Consider the following 18,559-nt stretch of genomic DNA (forward strand, 5'->3'; position numbering starts at 1 on the left):
TTTCAGTGAAGGGAAGATTTTCGGGCGGCCATGACGCCAGCCACCGTCAGGAACGAGCCAAAGACCACAATTCTATCATTCTCGCCCGCGCGGCTCATTGCATTTGCAAAAGCTTGTGCCGGGGTATCGAATATATGCACGGTTTTTTCATGCAGATCGGGCGCCAATGCCTGCACTTTCGCGGCAAGTTCCGATGCGCTGGCGGCGCGCGGCGATGGCAGCGTCGTCACGCACCAGTGATCGATGGAGCCGCCGATGGCCTTGATGACGCCATCGATATCCTTGTCGTGCATCGAGCCGAACACGGCGAACGTGTACGGGTGGAAGCCCATATTGCCCAGGTTCTGGTTCAGCGCCGAGGCGGCATGGGGGTTGTGCGCGACGTCAAGGATCACGGTGGGGCGGCCCGGCAGCACCTGGAAGCGGCCCGGCAGCTCGACGGTGACCAGGCCGTGCCGCACTTCCTGCGCGCCGACCGGCAGTTCGTTCTTCAACACTTCCAGCGCGGCCAGCGCGGCGGAGGCGTTCAGCAACTGGTTGGCGCCGCGCAGGCTGGGGTAAGCCAGCGCATTGCGGCGCTGGCCGCGGCCGCCGTAGTTCCACTGCTGCTTGTCGCCGGAATAGTTGAAGTCGCGCCCCATCAGCCACAGGTCGGCGCCGATCGCGCCGGCGTGCTCGACCAGCGCCTGCGGCGGCACCGGGTCGCTGCAGATGGCCGCCTTGCCGGGCCGGAAGATGCCGGCTTTTTCAAAGCCGATCTGTTCGCGCGTGCCGCCCAGGTAATCGACGTGGTCGATATCGACACTGGTGACGATGGCCACGTCGGCATCGATGACGTTGACGGCATCGAGCCGGCCGCCCAGGCCCACTTCGAGGATCGCCACGTCGAGCGAGGACTTGCTCATCAGGTGCAGGATGGCCAGCGTGGTGAATTCGAAATAGGTCAGCGGCGTATCGCCGCGCACCGCCTCGACGGCATCGAAGGCCTCGACCAGCATGCTGTCGGAAGCCAGGTCGCCATTGACGCGGGCGCGCTCGTTGAAGTCGAGGAAGTGCGGCTTGATGTACAGCCCGACCCGGTAGCCGGCGCGCAGCAGGATCGATTCCAGCATCGCGCAGGTGGACCCCTTGCCGTTCGTGCCGGCCACCATGATCACCGGGCAGGCGAACTGCAGTTGCAGGCGTTCCTTGACGGCGCGCACGCGGTCGAGGCCCATGTTGATGACGGTTTCGGCGTGGCGCGATTCCAGCAGCGCGAGCCATTCAGGCAAGGTGGACGGGGTGGACATGTGAGTTGGAGAAAAGCGGGGAGTAAGCGCAAAGACATGATTCTAGCGCACGACGCGAAACGGGGCCGGGTCCCTGCGGACCCGGCCCCGTTCACATGATGCCGCGGAGCGGCGGGCTGCTGTCAGGCGGTCATGCCAGCACTTCGGCGGCCTGGTTTTGCAGCAGTGCCAGCAGGCGGGCGATTTCCTCGCGCATCTTGCGGCGGTCGACGATCATGTCGATGGCGCCCTTGGTCAGCAGGAACTCGCTGCGCTGGAAGCCTTCCGGCAGCTTTTCACGCACCGTGTTCTCGATCACGCGCGGGCCGGCAAAGCCGATCAGCGCTTTCGGCTCGGCCATCACCACGTCGCCCATGAAGGCGAACGAAGCGGACACGCCGCCCATCGTCGGGTCGGTCAGCACGCTGATGAACGGCAGCTTCTTTTCCGACAGCTTGGTCAGCATCGAGGTGGTCTTGGCCATCTGCATCAGCGACAGCAAGCCTTCCTGCATGCGCGCGCCGCCGGTGGCGGTGATGCAGATGAACGGCACCTTCTGCTCGAGCGCCACCTGGGCCGCGCGGGCGAAGCGTTCGCCGACCACGGAGCCCATCGAGCCACCCATGAATTCGAACTCGAAGCAGGCGACCACGACCGGCAGGCTCATGATCGAACCGCCCATGCACACCATCGCATCGGTTTCGCCGGTGGCTTCCATGGCCTGCTTCAGGCGATCCGGGTATTTCTTGCTGTCCTTGAACTTCAGCGTATCGACCGGCAGCGTTTCCTGGCCGATTTCATAGCGGCCACCGGCATCGAGCAGCGCATCGAGGCGCTCGCGGGCGCGGATGCGCATGTGGTGATCGCATTTCGGGCAGACATGCAGGTTCGACTCGAGGTCGGTACGGTACAGGACCGCCTCGCAGGAGGGGCACTTGACCCACAGCCCTTCCGGCATCGTCTTGCGGGCGGCGGCTTCCGAGCGCTGGATGCGGGGGGGAAGCAGTTTTTCCAACCAGCTCATATTTTCTCCTGTTGCTCTAACTGAGGGGCGAAGTGTAGCCGTTTATGCCAGTCGTGTCGAACATTCAAAATTGACAATTTTAAGCACGGACGTAAGCTTTCATGCGGCCTGCGCGCGAACGCCTGCGGAGAATTGATGAGCCCGTGTCATGGGGGGAGCGGGGAATTCGCGAAGCATGCTTCGCGCCCGCACAACGGTGCGGCCATGCAGGGCCGCACTCCCTCCAGGCACGCTGACACGGGCTCGGCAGCACGGCTTATTCGTCCAGCGCCTGCCGGATGCCGGCGACGAACGCCTGCACGGCGGCCGGGGCCTGCGCAGGCTCGGCCGCCTCGATTTCCTGGATGATCCGGCTGCCGATGACGACGGCGTCCGCCACGCCGGCCAGCGCCTTCGCGGTGGCCGCGTCGCGGATGCCGAAGCCCACGCCGATCGGCAGGCTGACATGCCGGCGGATCTCGGCGATCCGCTCGGCCACCTCGGCGGTATCGATATGGCCGGCGCCCGTCACGCCCTTCAGCGACACGTAATACGAAAAGCCGCTGCCGACCTTGGCCACTTGCGCGATGCGCGCCTCGGTCGAGGTGGGCGCCAGCAGGAAGATCAGGTCGAGGCCGGCGGCGCGCATCTTCGCGGCGAATGCCTCGCATTCCTCGGGCGGGTAGTCGACGACGATCGCGCCATCGGCACCCACTTCGCGCGACTGCTCGACGAAGGCATCGACGCCGATGCGCTCGATCGGGTTGGCGTACCCCATCAGCACCACCGGGGTGTGCTGGTTGGTCTTGCGGAACTCGCGCACGTACTCGAACACGTGGCGGATGCCGACGCCATGCACCAGGGCGCGCTCGCAGGCACGCTGGATGACGGGGCCTTCGGCCATCGGGTCGGAAAACGGCACGCCGAGTTCCAGCACGTCGGCACCGCCCGCCACCAGGGCGTGCAGCAGTGGCACCGTGGATGCCGGCGCGGGATCGCCGGCGGTGATGAAGGTCACGAGACCGGTCTTGTTGTGCGCTTTCAGCGCGGTGAACGTCTGGGCGATACGGGACATATTATTCTCGGCAAATGTTTCTCAAATTCGGGGACAGTCCCCGATTTCTGGAAATGTTCCTCGAATTCGGGGTCAGACCCGATTCTTGGAAATGTTTCTTCAGACGGGGACAGTTCCCTTTTCTGGAAATGTTTCTTCAAATCGGGGTCAGACCCCGATTTTTGGAAATATTTCGCAGCAGCGGGACTGCCAGGCTCAGCAACGATCAGCCGAAATTCATGCCCATCCGCTCGGCCACGGTATGCATGTCCTTGTCGCCGCGGCCGGACAGGTTGGCCAGCACGATCTGGTCCTTCGGCAGCGTGGCGGCCAGCTTGGCGGCGTATGCCAGCGCGTGCGACGATTCCAGCGCGGGGATGATGCCTTCGATGTGGCAACAGTCGTGGAATGCCTTCAGCGCTTCCTCGTCCGTGATCGACACGTATTGCGCGCGGCCCGAATCCTTCAGCCAGGCATGCTCGGGGCCCACGCCCGGATAGTCGAGGCCGGCGGAAACCGAGTGCGTTTCGATGATCTGGCCGTCGTCGCTCTGCAGCAGGTAGGTGCGGTTGCCGTGCAGCACGCCCGGGTAGCCCTTCGTCAGCGAGGCCGCGTGCTTGTTCGTGTCGAGGCCCTCGCCGGCCGCTTCCACGCCGATCAGCCGGGTGTCCTTCTGGTCGATGTACGGGTAGAAGATGCCCATCGCGTTCGAGCCGCCGCCGATGCAGGCCAGTACGTAGTCGGGCTGGCGGCCCGTCATCTCGGGCATCTGCACCAGGCATTCCTCGCCGATCACGGACTGGAAGTCGCGCACCAGCATCGGGTACGGGTGCGGGCCGGCCACCGTGCCGATGATGTAGAAGGTGTTTTCAATGTTGGTGACCCAGTCGCGCATCGCTTCGTTCAGCGCATCCTTGAGCGTTTTCGAACCGGACTCGACGGGCACGACGGTGGCGCCCAGCAGTTTCATCCGGTAGACGTTCTGGGCCTGCCGCTTGACGTCTTCGGCACCCATGTACACCACGCACTCGAGCCCGAAGCGGGCGCAGATGGTGGCCGTGGCCACGCCATGCTGGCCGGCGCCGGTTTCGGCGATGATGCGCGGCTTGCCCATGCGCTTGGCCAGCAGCGCCTGGCCGATCACGTTGTTGATCTTGTGGGCGCCGGTGTGGTTCAGGTCTTCGCGCTTGAAGTAGATTTGCGCGCCGCCGGCCAGTTCGGACCAGCGCTTGGCGTGGTAGATCGGCGATGGCCGGCCGACGAAGTGCTTCAGCTCGTAACGGAATTCTTCGAGGAATTCGGGATCCTGGCTGTAGCGGGCATAGGCTTCGTTCAGCTCGGCCAGCGCATAGGTCAGGGTTTCGGCAACGAAGGAGCCGCCGTACGGGCCGAAGTGGCCGGTCGCGTCGGGCAGCTGGTAATCGGTGGCATGGAACAGGGGTACGGCAAGATCGGATGGGGAATTCATGGCGTTTTCTCGAAAGGGGAACGCCGCGGCCGTACCAGCCGAATACCGGTTGAACATCCAGCCTGGAACTTCGCGCCGATGAAATCAAGCCGAAGAGCCAGGCCGGGCATTCAAGCCGAGCATTCACGCAGGGCAATAAAGCCGAACGGGCAATAAAGCCGAACGGGCATAAAGCCAAATGGTCGAACTATGCGTCGTTCCCGGGGGTCGCATCGCCAGCCTTCACCGCGGCAATGAATTGCACGATCAGGCTGGCATCCTTGATGCCTTTCGCGGCTTCGACGCCGGAACTGACGTCAACCGCGAACGGGCGAACCTGCGCCACCGCGCCAGTCGCATTTTGCACGCTCAAGCCACCACTCAAAACGGCCCGATGCGCGAGTTCTTTTGGAATGACAGACCAATCGAAAACCTTTCCTGCGCCGCCATAGGCATCGACATAGGTGTCGAACAGAAGCCCGGCGAACAGCCGCGAAGAAGCGCGGCATTGAGCCTCGTATTCTAGCAGCTCGCTGCCGGTCGTGGACGGTTTTACCCGGAAGGCGCGCAGGTACGTGCGGTTGGCCGCGGCGGCGGCCTGGGCGCACTGCCCGGCCGTTTCATCGCCGTGGAATTGCAGCAGGCCCACCGGCGCCACGCGCACGATGTCCGCCACCTCGTCCGCCGAGGCGTTGACGAACAGGCCGACCGCCGTGACGAAGGGCGGCAATGTCGCGATCAGTTCGGCCGCGCGGGCCGGCGCCACGTAGCGCGGGCTCTTCGGGTAGAACACGAAACCGATCGCGTCGGCCCCGGCGGCCACGGCGGCGGCCACGTCTTCTTCGCGGGTCAGGCCGCAGATCTTGATGCGGGTACGGTGCATGGTCATGTCCTCGATCAGGTCTCGGTGGTGCGTCAGAAAGCCGGCAGGATGCGCGGCGTTTCCTGCGGCAGGCCCCACTTGGCGTCGTATTCGATCTGTGCGAGGTACAGGCCGTCCGGCATGAAGGTGGGCGCGGCCAGCGTGCGGTTGCGGCCGGCCAGCAGTTCGCCCAGCCAGCCGGTATGCTCGCGGCCCTGCCCCACGTAGACCAGCGAACCGACCAGGTTGCGCACCATGTGGTGCAGGAAGGCGCTGGCCCGCAGCGTGAACAGGATCATGTCGCCGTGGCGCTCGATGCCGATCTCGTACATGTCCTTGACCGGCGTTTTCGCCTGGCAGCCGGCGGCGCGGAATGCGGAAAAATCATGTTTGCCCAGCAGCGGCTGGACGGCTGCGCGCATCCGCTCCACGTCCAGCGGGCGGTGCGAGAAGCCGGCCCGGCCGGACAGCAGCGGCGCCCGTACCGCATTGTTGTACAGCAGGTAGTGGTAGGTGCGCGACCGTGCCGAAAAGCGCGCATGGAAATCCTTGTCGGGCTGGAATTCGTCGGCACTGGACGGGTCGAACGGCGGCCCTACCTCATGCAATTCCTTGGCCCAGCGAACGCCGATCGAATCGGGCAGGAAGGCGTTGATGCCGCGCACCCAGGCATGCGGCTCGCGCTGCAGGGGGGTATCGAAATGCACGACCTGCCCCAGCGCATGCACGCCCGCATCGGTGCGGCCGGCACAGGTGGTGCCGATGCGGACGCAGGCGAAACGCTCGATCGCCTGCTCCAGCTTGTCCTGCACGGTCTGGCCATGCGGCTGGACCTGGTAACCCTGCCAGTCGGCGCCGTTGTACTGGACGCCCAATGCGATGCGTTTCAATGCCTGCCCGATCATGATGAAAGAGCGGGCATTATAGCGTTCAATTGCGGCTGGCAAATATGGCTGGCGATGCCGCTGGCGATGCGGCTGGGACGGCAGTTGCATCGCGGGCCTGGCGGCATGGCCGCGATGGCCACGCCGCCGCCGTGCGCCGTCAGCCCAGCTGCGCCAGCATCTGGTTGGCGCGCGCCACCTGTTCGCTGCTGCCGCCGCGCAACACTTCGTCGAGCAGTTCGCGGGCACCTTCCTTGTCGCCGATTTCCTGGTAGGCGACAGCCAGGTCCAGCTTGGTATCCATCTCCATTTGCAGCGGCGTCAGGGGTGCCGGGATGTCGGCCGCTCCGCCTTGCGGGGTGGCCGTTTCATCCAGGTCCAGGTCGATGCCCGACAGGTCGAATTCCGGTGGCGGCGGTGCCGCGGCCGGTGGTTCCGGCAAGTCCGGCAGCGCCATGTCCGGTTCGTCCAGCGTGGGCACCGCCGCGCTGGACGGCGTTGCGGCCGGCGGCGGCATGTCGAAGTCCATCAGGTCCAGCTCGGCCAGCGGATCGGCACCGGGGGCCGCCGCGGCGGGCGGGGTCTTGTCGTCCGGGCCCAGGTCGAAGTCGAAATCCGCGTCGGCCCGCGCCGCTGGTGCGGCTGGCGTGGCTGAAGCGGCAGGCGCATCGAACGCCAGGTCGAACGGGTCGGCTGCCGCATCCGCGCCCTTCTCGGCAGGCTTGTCGGCGCCGCCCGCTGCCGGCGACGGTGGATCGAAGTCCAGGCCGCCCAGGTCGAAGTCGAGGTAATGTTCCGCATCGGCCGTATCGCCCATTTTGGGCTGGTCCGGCGTAGCGGGCGGTTCGGCGGCCGCCACGTCCGGCTGGGCCGTGGCATCGCTGAAATCGAAGTCCGCCAGGCGGTCTTCCGCCACCGGCGGCTCCGCCGCCGCCGGGGTATCGGCGAAATCGAAGTCGAGCGCGCTGACGGCCGCTTCCGGAGCGGGTTCCTGGCTCAGGTCGAGATCGAGCCCTTCGTGCGGGGCGGGCTCGGCGGCACGGGCGCGCGCAGCATCGTCCAGCACGGCGGAAAAGTCGGCCGGCGGCGCGGGGGAATGGACAGCGTCCGCAGCCAGCGCCGCGGCGCCCGCCGCCGCCGCGGTGGCCGCCAGTGGACCGGCACCGCCCTGCGCGCCATACAGCGGATTGTCCGGATCGAACGAACGGCCCAGCGCGGCGGCCTGCGCCCACTCGTCGCCCTGCCCTTTCGTCAACGCATACAGTTCATTGGCCTGCCCCTCGAAGGCGCGCAAGTCCTTCCGGTTGGCGTAGATTTCCATCAGCTTCAGCCGCACCGCGTGCCGCTCCGGATGGGTGCGCAGCGCTTCCTTCAGGATTTCCTCGGCTTGCGCATCGCGGCCATAGGCGATGTAGACATCCGCCTCGGCCACCGGGTCGACTTCGTTCATGTCGAGCTGGCTGGCGGAAGGCGCGAAGTTCGAATTGAACACGCTGTTGCTGGTGTCCACGCTCTGGCCGCCCGGTTCGGCGATCAGCGACTGCGTGGCCGGTTCGACGGGGGCGGCCACCGGCACCTCCCGCTCCACCACCGTGGCCGCGGCCTTGCGGCGGCGCGCCAGAATCAGGGCGGTGCCGCCGAGGATCGCCGCCAGCGCGATGCCGAGGGCGGCCATGTTGTCCTTGATCGCATCCATGATGCCGGGCTCGGCCGGCGATGGCGCGACCGTGGGTGGCGGTGCCGCCGGCTTCGCGGCCGGCCTGGCTGGCGGCGCTGCCGGCGCGGCGGCCGGTGCCATGGGTTGCGGCGCGGCCGCGACGGGCGCGCCCCGGTTGTCCATTTCCGGCACGGCGCCCTGCTGCGCTTCCACGCCGGCCTGGCTCTTCACCGCCATCAGCTTTTCCAGGTCGCTGACATTCTTTTCCAGTTCCTTGACGCGCGCGGCGGCATCGGCGACCTGCTGTTCCTTGGCGATCTTTTCCTCGGTGGCAGCCGCCTGGCCAGCCTTGCCGGATGCTTCGCCCGCCTTCGACAGCTTGAGCCGGTCCTGCGCTTCGTTGACGGCGTTCGGCCGCTCTTCGACCTGGGCGGTGATCTTGCCGCCGGCGCTTTGCTGCGGCGCCGGCGCCTGGGCCGGCGTGGCCGCTTCCACCTGGCCAGCCAGGCGATTGCGGTAGGCATTGAAATCCGCCGCATGCGCGATGACGACGCGGCGCGCCTCGGAACGGTCGGTGGCGCGCACCGTGTCCCCGCTCGGCACGGACAGGATGCGGCCCGATTTCAGGCGGTTCATGTTGTTGCCGCTGAACGCCTCGGGATTGGCCCGGTACAGCGCGACCAGCATCATGTCCAGCGATACGTCGGCCGGCTTCACGTCGCGGGCGATGCCGGACAGCGTATCGCCCCGCTTGACGCGGACGTTGTCGGTCTCCGTTGCCGCCGGGCGCTCGCGCTCGGCCGTGGCGGGACGCTCGCGTGCCGGCGCGGGAGCGGCCGGGGCTGCCGGGGTGGCCGAAGGCGCCGGAGCGCCGGCCTGGGCGGCGGCGCGGTTCACTTCCACCGGTGCCGCCACCTGCGGCGACTGCGCATTGCGCATCTCGGCCGGGTCGAGCAGGAACGTGTACTCGCGCACCAGGCGGCCGTTGGCCCATGACAGCTCCAGCAGCATGTCGACGAAGGGCTCGTTGACCGGCTGCGCCGATTTCACGCGGATGAAGCGCCGCCCGTCGCGCTGTTCGATGTCGAAGCGCAGGTTGACCAGGGCGGGGTTGAATTCGATGTTGGCTGCCCGGAAGGCTTCCAGCGGTGCCAGCTTGACTGCGAGGTCGGCCGCTTCCTCCGGGGTGACCGCTGTCAGCTCGATCTCGGCGCGCAGCGGTTGCCCCAGGGCGGACAGCACGGTGAGCTTGCCGAGGCCGGCGGCATGCGCCGGCGGGAGGATGGCCGCGCCGATGATGGCGCTGGCCAGTGCAGACAACGCGAATGAAGCAACCCTGGAGCGTTTTTGTACGGGCATATTTTATGGTGTTAAGTTGGCAACGGGGGCCCGGGGTTTCCCGGGCATCCCAACATATCATCATGCCCCGGAGCATGCAAGCGACGCCCCGCTATGGGACAGGGCCGGCATGGATGGCCCGGCAGCCGGGGGCCGGCGCCTGGCCGCTTTCCGCGCCGGCGGGTTGCGGTTTGCCAGTTGTGTCCACAATGCAACAAATTACCCGTGCTGGCCTTCCAGGCATCACGCAAAAAAATTCACGCACATGAATTCACGCGGATAAAAAAAACCGGCCCTGTCGAGGGCCGGCTTCCTGTCGCCGGGACCGGGGCACGTGCCCCGTTTTTCCCGGGTGCAGCGCTTACTTGTCCAGCACGATGCGCAGCATGCGGCGCAGCGGTTCGGCGGCGCCCCACAGCAGCTGGTCGCCCACCGTGAAGGCCGAGATGTATTCCGGGCCCATCGACAGCTTGCGCACGCGGCCGACCGGGATCGCCAGGCTGCCGGTGACGGCGGCCGGCGTCAGGTCGCGCACCGACGCTTCGCGCGTGTTCGGCACGAACTTCACCCACTGGTTGTCGTTGGCGATGATGTCGTTGATCTCGTCCAGCGGTACATCCTTGTTCAGCTTGATGGTCAGCGCCTGCGAGTGGCAGCGCATCGCGCCGATGCGCACGCACAGGCCATCCACCGGAATCGCCTTCGAGCCGAAGCCTTCGCCGCGGCCGAGGATCTTGTTGGTCTCGGCGCCGCCCTTCCACTCTTCCTTCGACTGGCCGTTGTTCAGGTCCTTGTCGATCCACGGGATCAGGTTGCCGGCCAGCGGCACGCCGAACTGCTTGGTTTCTTCAGCCGACAGGCCGTGCTGGGTGGCCAGCACCTGGCGGTCGATCTCCAGGATCGCCGATGCCGGGTTGTCCAGCAGCGGCTTGACGGAAGCGTTGATGGTGCCGAATTGCGTCAGCAGTTCGCGCATGTGCTGCGCGCCGCCGCCCGATGCGGCCTGGTACGTCATCGACGTCATCCAGTCCACCAGGTTGGCCTTGAACAGGCCGCCCAGGCCCATCAGCATGCACGACACGGTGCAGTTACCGCCGATGAAGTTCTTGACGCCCTTGGTCATCGCATCCTTGATGACGTTCAGGTTGACCGGATCCAGCACGATGACGGCATCCTTGTCCATGCGCAGCGTGGAGGCAGCGTCGATCCAGTAGCCGTTCCAGCCGGCCGCGCGCAGCTTCGGGAACACCTCGCTGGTGTAGTCGCCGCCCTGGCAGGAGATGATGATCTCGCAGCGCTTCAGTTCCTCGATATCGGTGGCGTCCTTCAGCGTGGTTTCGTTCCTGGCCATCGCCGGGGCCTTGCCGCCCGTGTTGGACGTGGAGAAGAACACCGGCTCGATGTGCTCGAAATCGCCCTCTTCCTGCATGCGCTGCATCAGCACGGAACCGACCATGCCGCGCCAGCCTACCAGACCTACTAATTTCATGTGAATACCCTCGGATGTTTTGGATGTCTCATGGGAACGCGCCAGCGGCGCGTTCCGTGTACACGTTGTTTACTTCGCCAGCGCCTTGACCACGGCGTCGCCCATCTGCTCGGTGCCCACTTTCGTGGTGCCTTCCTCGTGGATGTCGGCGGTGCGCAGGCCCTGCGCCAGCACGGCCTTGACGGCGTTCTCGATACGGTCGGCCTGTTCGGCCTTGCCCAGCGAGAAGCGCAGCATCATCGCCGCGGACAGGATGGTGGCCAGCGGGTTGGCGATACCCTTGCCGGCGATATCCGGCGCCGAGCCGTGCGACGGTTCGTACAGACCCTTGTTGTTCGCGTCCAGCGAGGCCGACGGCAGCATGCCGATCGAACCGGTCAGCATGGCGGCCGCGTCGGACAGGATGTCGCCGAACATGTTGCCGGTGACGATCACGTCGAATTTCTTCGGCGCGCGCACCAGCTGCATGGCGGCGTTGTCGACATACATGTGGTCCAGCGCCACGTCCGGATATTCCTTGTGCACGTCGGTGACGATGTCTTTCCAGAACTGGAAGGTTTCCAGCACATTGGCCTTGTCGACGGAAGTCAGGCGCTTGTCGCGCTTTTGCGCGGCCTGGAACGCCACGTGGGCGATGCGGCGGATTTCGCCTTCCGCATAGCGCATCGTGTCGAAGCCTTCGCGCTGGCCCTTGAAGGGGCCGTCCGGGCATTCGCGCACGCCGCGCGGCTGGCCGAAGTAGATGTCGCCGGTCAGTTCGCGGATGATCAGGATATCCAGGCCCGACACCACTTCGGGCTTGAGCGTGGAGGCGCCGGCCAGTTCCGGGTACAGGATCGCCGGACGCAGGTTGGCGAACAGGCCCAGGTTCTTGCGCAGGCCGAGGATCGCCTGTTCGGGGCGCAGCGGGCGGTCTAGCGTGTCGTACTTCCAGTCGCCGACGGCGCCGAACAGCACGGCGTCGGCCGCCTTCGCCAGTGCCAGCGTGGCTTCCGGCAGCGGATGGCCGGACGCTTCGTAGCCGGCGCCGCCGACCGGGGCGGTCTCCAGTTCGAACTGTTCGTCCAGTGCGTTCAGCACCTTGACGGCCTGGGTGACGATCTCTGGGCCGATACCGTCGCCCGGCAGGATTGCGATTTTCATGGTTGTTTTCAGATCGAGTTGGCCAGCCAGGGCTGGCTTGCCAGATGACGCTCTTCGAAGGCACGGATGCTGTCGGCATGGCGCAGCGTCAGGCCGATGTCGTCGAGGCCGTTCATCAGGCAGTATTTACGGAAGGCGTCGACCTGGAATGGGTAGGAGATCTTGCCGTCCTGGGAGCGGATGACTTGCTGCTCAAGGTCCACCACCAGGCGATAACCCGGGAAGGCCTTGACTTCGTCGAACAGATGATCGATCTGCGCTTCGGTTAAGACGACCGGCAGCATGCCGTTCTTGAAGCAGTTGTTGAAGAAGATATCGGCGAAGCTGGGCGCCAGGATGGCGCGGAAGCCGTATTGCTCGAGGGCCCACGGCGCATGCTCGCGCGAGGAGCCGCAGCCGAAGTTCTTGCGCGTCAGCAGGATCGACGCGCCCTGGTAGCGCGGCTGGTTCAGCACGAAGTCGGGATTGACCGGACGCTGGGAATTATCCATGCCGGGCTCGCCGTGATCGAGGTAGCGCCATTCGTCGAACAGGTTGGGGCCGAAGCCCGTGCGGCGGATCGATTTCAGGAACTGCTTCGGGATGATGGCGTCGGTATCGACGTTCGAGCGGTCGAGCGGGGCGACAAGGCCCTCGTAGATCGTAAATTTGTCCATGCTGCTCTCTTGGTGGGACGCGGCACCAGGCCGCGCCGCGGTGTTATTTTTTGCCGCCGCGTTCGACGGCCTGGCCAACCTTCTGTACGTCCTTGCCGAAGCCGGCAACGGTGTTGCAGCCAGTGAGGACGATGGTGGCGAGGGCGATGGCGAACAGGGTTTTCATGTTTCTGTCTTCTTTTGAAAGCGTTGAGGACTCATGCTTCAACCCCAGGTGCAAAACCTGGGGGCGGAGCAGGGTTTCGAGGAGCATGCTCCTCGCTGCGTAGCGGGAGGCGGCATACCTGCCATCTCCCGCTTCAGACCCTGCCCCCCCGGCATTTGCCGTTGGGGTCAAACACGTCCACGGCGCGCGATCAGCGCAGGCCGCGGATGTCGACGAAGTGGCCGGCGATACCGGCAGCGGCGGCCATGGCCGGCGACACCAGGTGGGTGCGCCCGCCCTGGCCTTGCCGGCCCTCGAAATTGCGGTTCGAGGTGGACGCGCAGCGCTCGCCCGGGTCGAGGCGGTCGGCATTCATCGCCAGGCACATCGAGCAGCCCGGCTCGCGCCATTCGAAGCCGGCGGCCTTGAAGATGGTGTCCAGCCCTTCGCGCTCGGCCTGTTCCTTGACGAGGCCGGAGCCCGGCACCACCATGGCCAGCTTCACGTTCGAGGCGCGCTGCTTGCCGCGCACCACGGCGGCGGCGGCGCGCAGGTCCTCGATGCGCGAGTTGGTGCAGGAACCGATGAATACCTTGTCGATGCGGATATCCTCGATCGCCGTGTTCGGCTTGAGGTCCATGTAGACCAGCGCCTTTTCCATCGCTTCGCGCTTGACCGTGTCTTTTTCCTGGTCGGGATCGGGCACGCGGCCATCGACCGGCACCACCATCTCGGGCGAGGTGCCCCAGGTGACCTGCGGCTTGATCTCGGCGGCATCGAGGGTGACGACCATGTCGAACTTCGCGCCCGGTTCGGTGTGCAGCGTGCGCCAGTACTCGACGGCGCGCTCCCAGTGCGGACCGGCAGGCGCGAACGGACGGCCCTTCACGTAGTTGATCGTGGTGTCGTCCACGCCGACCATGCCGGCGCGCGCGCCCGCTTCGATCGCCATGTTACAGACTGTCATGCGGCCTTCCATCGACAGCGCGCGGATCGCGGAACCGCCGAATTCGATCGCGTAGCCGGTGCCGCCGGCGGTACCGATCTTGCCGATGATGGCCAGCACGATATCCTTCGCGGTCACGCCGGGCCGCAGGTCGCCGTCGACCTGCACCAGCATCGCCTTGGACTTTTTCGCCAGCAGCGTCTGCGTGGCCAGCACGTGCTCGACCTCGGACGTGCCGATGCCGTGCGCCAGCGCGCCGAACGCGCCGTGGGTGGAGGTGTGCGAATCGCCGCAGACCACCGTCATGCCGGGCAGCGTGGCGCCCTGCTCCGGGCCGATCACGTGGACGATGCCCTGGCGCTTGTCGTTCATGTTGAAGTACGTGACGCCGTACTCCTTGGTATTGTTGTCCAGCGTTTCCACCTGCAGGCGGGAAACGGGATCCTCGATACCGTGCGAGCGGTCGGTGGTCGGCACGTTGTGGTCGGCCACCGCCAGGTTGGCGGACAGGCGCCACAGGGAGCGGTTGGCGGCGCGCAAGCCGTCGAAGGCCTGCGGGCTGGTGACTTCATGCACGAGGTGGCGGTCGATGTACAGGATGGCGGTGCCGTCTTCCTCCGTGCGCACCACATGCGATTCCCAGAGTTTGTCGTAAAGCGTCTTCATAATGCTGCTTGCTGCCTGTGTGTAGAAAGTTCCGTTTTGATTATGCCACAGTTTGTGCGCTGCAAAACAAGCCGACTTTCCGCCTCGTGGGCCGCTGTCCCTTGCATTTTCCTGCTGCGCGCCTAGGGCGCCGTGTTGCAAAAATTGCTCCAAAAATGGCGGTCCGGCGATGCGGCGGCCCCCCATTTCTCGGGAATGTTTCCTGAAACCGGGGTCTGACCCCGGATACAGGCAATATTCTAGTCGTAAAAAAAGCCTGCGATGCGGTCGCAGGCTTTTTTGGGTGACTTGCTTGGCGAACTTGTTATGCTGCCATGCGCACGCTGCTCCTGCAACCATCCATCAGGAACGATAGGCCGACCACCAGCACCAGCTCGCCCTCGGCCGAGCGCGCGGTACCGGTCACGCCTTCCACGGTCAGGGCCGTCATCGGCTTGATGACCAGGTCGGCGGTGCCATCCACGGCACCCACGGCCAGGATGTACGGCTGCGGCGCGTTGATGACGATGCCCACCCGTTCGGTCGACAGTTCGTAGCCCAGCGCATTGGCCAGCGACCGCACCGGCAGCGGCCGCCCCTGGTCCTTCATCACCGGGGCACCGCCCACTTCGTTGAAGGTTTCCGGCAGTTCCACCACGCGCTCGACGACGGCCATCGGCAGCGCCAGCAGCGCGCCCGAGGTCGACACCAGCATGGTCGGCACGATCGACAGCTCGATCGGCAGGCGGATGGCGAACTTGGTGCCCTTGCCCAGCGCGGATTCGATGTGGATCGCGCCGCGGTTCTTTTCCACCGCGGTCTTCACCACATCCATGCCCACGCCGCGGCCGGACACGGACGATGCCACTTCCTTGGTCGAGAAGCCCGGCAGGAAGACCAGCTGGTACGACTCGTCGTCCGTCATGTTCGCGGTCGGCGAGATCAGGCCCTTTTCACCGGCCTTGCGGCGCAGCGCGACCGGGTCCATGCCCTTGCCGTCGTCCTGCAGCACGATCATCACGCTGTTGGCTTCCTGCCACGCTTTCAGCAGGATGGTGGCCTTCGGGTTCTTGCCGGCGGCCACGCGGGCATCCGGACCTTCCACACCGTGGTCGAGCGCGTTGCGCAGCATGTGCACCAGCGGATCGTACAGGCTGTCGACAACCACACGGTCCACTTCCGTTTCCGCGCCTTCGATGACCAGTTCGACTTCCTTGCCCAGGTCCTTCGCCAGTTCGCGCACCAGGCGCGGGAACTTCTGGAACAGGCGGCCGACCGGCTGCATGCGGGTCGCCAGCGTGGCGCGCTGCAGTTCGGTCGAGTAGCGCGAGGCACGCTCCAGCGTCTCGGTCAGGGCCGACATCAGCGTGGCGGCCTGGCCTTCGAACTTGAACTGTTGCAGGCGCTCGAGCAGCACGGCGGCCTGGTTGGCGGCCTGCACGGATTCGCCGGCCACTTCCAGCAGCGCGTCCAGCTTGACCGCGTCGATACGGATGCTTTCCTCTTTCGCCGGCGCCGCGTGGACGGCCTTGGCTTCATCGCGGCGCTCGACGCCATCCCACTTCTTGGCGGGAGCGGCATCGCTGGCTGGGGCGGCGGCGGGCGCTTCGGCAGCCGGGGCGGCGACAGGCGCCGCGGGCGTGGCGGGCACGCTGGCCGCGGCGGCGACCGGGGCCGGCGCGCTGGCCGGACGGCTGTACGTACCCGGCGGCACGACCGCCTCGTACATCGATTCCCAATCGATACCGTCGGCCGAGGGCGCGCGCGGCGCCGCCGCGGCTGCCGGGGCAGCCACGGGAGCGGGCGCCGGCGCAGCCTTCGCCGCCGGCTTGGCCGAGCTTTCCTTGCCTTCGATGGCCTGGTTCAGGATCGCTTCCAGGTCGGCCGGCATCGGCCCCATGCTGTCCGGCGACGCACCGTTATTCAGTTCCGCCAGCTGGTCGGCCACGAAGCCGGACGCCTGCAGCGCCGCCTCGATCGACAGCGGCGTGACAGGCGCGGCACCGGTGCGCAGCGCGTCGAACAGGTTTTCCGTCAGGTGGCAGGCGGACACCAGCGCACCGAGGTTCATGAAGCCCGCGCCACCCTTGATGGTGTGGAACGAACGGAACACGGCGTTCAGCGTTTCCTTGTTGTCGGGGTCGCGCTCGAGGCGCAGCAGGTGCTCCTCGACATTGACCGCCAGGTCCATCGCCTCGACGACGAACTCCTTGAGCATATCGTCCATCAGAACCCCAGGTCGGCAAGCAGGTCGTCCACGTTGTCCTGGTTCAGGGCCACGGACGGGGCCGACGGGCCACTCATCAGCGACACCTCCAGGGCCTCTTTCTGCGCAATCAGTTCGCGCTTGTCGGGCGGTGCATTATCCTTCAGCAACTGTGCCAGCTCCTGCTCGACCGTCTTGGTAATGATCACGACCTTCTTGATCAGCTGGCCCGTGATGTCCTGGAAGTCCTGCGCCATCATGATTTCCAGCAGGCGCGCTTTTTCCGCTTCGGTGGCTTCGGACACGGCATGCGCGAACGCACGCGAATCGCCGGCCAGCGCCTTGAATTCTTCAATGCTGAGCTTGCCTTCAAACAGCGCGGCCCAGCGGTCTTCCATTTCCTTCGACTTCTTCGACAGCACGTCCTGTGCCGGCATGCCGTCGTCGAGGGTGTTCAATACCTTGTTGGCGGCCTGCTCGGTCAGCGAAGCCACGTATTCCAGGCGGTCCTGGGCATCCACGATCTGGCTCGAGGCCTCGGTCAGCGCCTTGTCGTAGCCCAGTTCGCGCAACGAGTCGTGCAACAGCCGGACGATGCCGCCCAGGCGTTCGAACATCGTGCCATCCTGCGCACCCTCCTCGGCGACCGGCGCATCCGCGATCTGGGCAGCGGCCTGCGCTGCGGTGGCTACAGGAGCCGCGGTTCGGGTCGAGGCGATTTCGTCGAACAGATTTTCCAGGTCGTCATCGGCGGCGGCCGCGGCCGGCGCGGGGGCCGGAGCCGGTGCCGGTGCCGGGGTGGCGTTGGCACGCTGCGCGGACACTTCCTCGAATAATGCGTCGAAATCATCAGCGGCGTCGGTCATATCCCTGCTTCTCCATATTCAAAAAATGCTTTCGTATCAACTACCTGTGTGTCTTGCTTGATGACTCACGGCAATATTAACGCACTTCCGCGAGTGTAGCAGGGGGCCGTCCGCTTGTTCAATCTCGGTTGGTTCAATCCTGCGCGGCAACTGGAAAAAAAGTGTTTCTGTTGTATTTGGGTCGCGATGCCTGCCGTGATGTTTGTCATGTACAAAGATAGTATCGACAGCAATGTTGTGCCGAGCTCATCTCTCCATTGAGGAAGATCAAGTGTTTGCATCCAGACAAGGGCGTGAATCGGGACTACAATGCGGGTGCGCATGCATTCAAGGAGCGGGTATGTACCGGAAAATTCTGATTACCACCGACGGTTCCGCCGTGTCCCGGATGACTGCCTGCGCCGGTGTATCGTTCGCCCAGCAACTCGGCGCCGAAGTGCTGGCCCTGTTTGTCGCGCCCGAATACCAGTATCCGATCTATGTCGAGATCATTCCACCCAGCTATCCCAGCGAAGAGGAATACCGTGCCGCGATGGGCCGCGCCGGCCGCGACCACGTGCAGTCGATCGTGACCTCGTGCGACAAGAAAGGCGTGCCGTGCGAAAGCATGACGGCATTTTCCGAAAGCGCGGCACTGAAGATCGTTGAAATCGCCGAACAGAAGGGTTGCGACCTGATCTTCATCGGCTCCCATGGCCGCAGCGGCTGGGGCCAGCTGTTGCTGGGCAGTGTCACGAACAAGGTGTTGTCCCACTCGAAGATCCCGGTGCTCGTGCACCGCCTGCTGAAAGAACCCCTGCCTGAATAGGTCTTGCAACACCCGCCACCGCCGCACTGAATGCTTTCGCCCCTGATGCCCTTGCCCTCGATGCCGTCTTGCCTGCCGCACCCCATGCTCGCGCGTGGTGTTGCGCCGCAGGGTGCCATCGGGATGACGATAAGCAATACCG

Annotated in this window: 15 protein-coding genes; 1 reads left to right on the forward strand and 14 read right to left on the reverse strand. The window is 65.5% G+C overall.

From position 1 onward, the window contains the following. Positions 1–2: 2 nt before the first annotated feature. The 14 genes from folC to OU994_RS25665 form a co-directional block, all read right to left on the reverse strand. On the reverse strand, positions 3–1,289 hold the full coding sequence (folC, locus tag OU994_RS25600) for a bifunctional tetrahydrofolate synthase/dihydrofolate synthase (RefSeq protein WP_281608224.1): 1,287 nt from the start codon (positions 1,287–1,289) through the stop codon (positions 3–5). A 130-nt stretch (positions 1,290–1,419) separates the two neighbouring features. After that, positions 1,420–2,292, reverse strand: a complete 873-nt coding sequence (gene accD, locus OU994_RS25605; RefSeq protein WP_131144484.1) for an acetyl-CoA carboxylase, carboxyltransferase subunit beta — start codon at positions 2,290–2,292, stop codon at positions 1,420–1,422. 256 nt (positions 2,293–2,548) lie between these two features. Then, complete coding sequence (gene trpA / locus OU994_RS25610; RefSeq protein ID WP_281608225.1) at positions 2,549–3,346, reverse strand: tryptophan synthase subunit alpha; 798 nt, start codon at positions 3,344–3,346, stop codon at positions 2,549–2,551. Positions 3,347–3,551: 205 nt separating this feature from the next. Further along, positions 3,552–4,793: a tryptophan synthase subunit beta gene (gene trpB, locus OU994_RS25615; RefSeq protein ID WP_281608226.1), complete on the reverse strand. Its 1,242-nt coding sequence runs from the start codon at positions 4,791–4,793 to the stop codon at positions 3,552–3,554. 187 nt (positions 4,794–4,980) lie between these two features. Further along, positions 4,981–5,691: a phosphoribosylanthranilate isomerase gene (locus OU994_RS25620; protein WP_373922631.1), complete on the reverse strand. Its 711-nt coding sequence runs from the start codon at positions 5,689–5,691 to the stop codon at positions 4,981–4,983. Beyond that, positions 5,688–6,524, reverse strand: coding sequence for a tRNA pseudouridine(38-40) synthase TruA (truA, locus tag OU994_RS25625; protein WP_281608227.1), 837 nt, complete (start codon positions 6,522–6,524; stop codon positions 5,688–5,690). The genes OU994_RS25620 and truA overlap by 4 nt, the downstream gene beginning before the upstream one ends. Before the next feature lie 154 nt (positions 6,525–6,678). Then, complete coding sequence (locus tag OU994_RS25630) at positions 6,679–9,534, reverse strand: FimV/HubP family polar landmark protein (protein WP_281608228.1); 2,856 nt, start codon at positions 9,532–9,534, stop codon at positions 6,679–6,681. Between the two features lie 340 nt (positions 9,535–9,874). Further along, positions 9,875–11,002, reverse strand: a complete 1,128-nt coding sequence (gene asd, locus OU994_RS25635) for an aspartate-semialdehyde dehydrogenase (protein WP_281608229.1) — start codon at positions 11,000–11,002, stop codon at positions 9,875–9,877. Positions 11,003–11,071: 69 nt separating this feature from the next. Beyond that, positions 11,072–12,145 carry a 3-isopropylmalate dehydrogenase gene (gene leuB / locus OU994_RS25640; RefSeq protein WP_281608230.1) on the reverse strand — a complete coding sequence of 358 codons (1,074 nt, stop codon included), beginning with the start codon at positions 12,143–12,145 and terminating at the stop codon, positions 11,072–11,074. 8 nt (positions 12,146–12,153) lie between these two features. Then, complete coding sequence (gene leuD, locus OU994_RS25645) at positions 12,154–12,801, reverse strand: 3-isopropylmalate dehydratase small subunit (RefSeq protein ID WP_131144476.1); 648 nt, start codon at positions 12,799–12,801, stop codon at positions 12,154–12,156. Positions 12,802–12,844: 43 nt separating this feature from the next. Beyond that, entirely contained in the window at positions 12,845–12,967 is a 123-nt protein-coding gene (locus tag OU994_RS25650) for an entericidin A/B family lipoprotein (protein WP_131144475.1), read from the reverse strand. A gap of 190 nt (positions 12,968–13,157) precedes the next feature. Further along, positions 13,158–14,561 carry a 3-isopropylmalate dehydratase large subunit gene (leuC, locus tag OU994_RS25655; RefSeq protein WP_281611719.1) on the reverse strand — a complete coding sequence of 468 codons (1,404 nt, stop codon included), beginning with the start codon at positions 14,559–14,561 and terminating at the stop codon, positions 13,158–13,160. A 301-nt stretch (positions 14,562–14,862) separates the two neighbouring features. Beyond that, on the reverse strand, positions 14,863–16,764 hold the full coding sequence (locus OU994_RS25660) for a chemotaxis protein CheA (protein ID WP_281608231.1): 1,902 nt from the start codon (positions 16,762–16,764) through the stop codon (positions 14,863–14,865). Continuing rightward, entirely contained in the window at positions 16,764–17,609 is an 846-nt protein-coding gene (locus tag OU994_RS25665) for a protein phosphatase CheZ (protein ID WP_131144472.1), read from the reverse strand. The genes OU994_RS25660 and OU994_RS25665 overlap by 1 nt, the downstream gene beginning before the upstream one ends. A gap of 340 nt (positions 17,610–17,949) precedes the next feature. Here OU994_RS25665 and OU994_RS25670 point away from each other — a divergent pair, with 340 nt between their 5' ends. Beyond that, the gene (locus tag OU994_RS25670) at positions 17,950–18,417 is read left to right on the forward strand and encodes a universal stress protein (RefSeq protein ID WP_131144471.1); all 468 of its coding nucleotides are present in this window, start codon (positions 17,950–17,952) and stop codon (positions 18,415–18,417) included. Positions 18,418–18,559 lie beyond the last annotated feature (142 nt).

Origin of the sequence: Pseudoduganella sp. SL102, from assembly GCF_027856995.1 — a bacterium.
GTDB classification, from domain to species: domain Bacteria; phylum Pseudomonadota; class Gammaproteobacteria; order Burkholderiales; family Burkholderiaceae_D; genus Rugamonas; species Rugamonas albidiflava.

Bases quoted from the DNA above. Each gene is read 5' to 3' on its own strand.
- folC (WP_281608224.1), bottom strand. From the start codon at position 1,289: ATGTCCACCCCGTCCACCTTGCCTGAATGGCTCGCGCTGCTGGAATCG.
- accD (WP_131144484.1), bottom strand. From the start codon at position 2,292: ATGAGCTGGTTGGAAAAACTGCTTCCCCCCCGCATCCAGCGCTCGGAA.
- trpA (WP_281608225.1), bottom strand. From the start codon at position 3,346: ATGTCCCGTATCGCCCAGACGTTCACCGCGCTGAAAGCGCACAACAAG.
- trpB (WP_281608226.1), bottom strand. From the start codon at position 4,793: ATGAATTCCCCATCCGATCTTGCCGTACCCCTGTTCCATGCCACCGAT.
- OU994_RS25630 (WP_281608228.1), bottom strand. From the start codon at position 9,534: ATGCCCGTACAAAAACGCTCCAGGGTTGCTTCATTCGCGTTGTCTGCA.
- asd (WP_281608229.1), bottom strand. From the start codon at position 11,002: ATGAAATTAGTAGGTCTGGTAGGCTGGCGCGGCATGGTCGGTTCCGTG.
- leuB (WP_281608230.1), bottom strand. From the start codon at position 12,145: ATGAAAATCGCAATCCTGCCGGGCGACGGTATCGGCCCAGAGATCGTC.
- leuD (WP_131144476.1), bottom strand. From the start codon at position 12,801: ATGGACAAATTTACGATCTACGAGGGCCTTGTCGCCCCGCTCGACCGC.
- OU994_RS25650 (WP_131144475.1), bottom strand. From the start codon at position 12,967: ATGAAAACCCTGTTCGCCATCGCCCTCGCCACCATCGTCCTCACTGGC.
- OU994_RS25660 (WP_281608231.1), bottom strand. From the start codon at position 16,764: ATGGACGATATGCTCAAGGAGTTCGTCGTCGAGGCGATGGACCTGGCG.
- OU994_RS25665 (WP_131144472.1), bottom strand. From the start codon at position 17,609: ATGACCGACGCCGCTGATGATTTCGACGCATTATTCGAGGAAGTGTCC.
- OU994_RS25670 (WP_131144471.1), top strand. From the start codon at position 17,950: ATGTACCGGAAAATTCTGATTACCACCGACGGTTCCGCCGTGTCCCGG.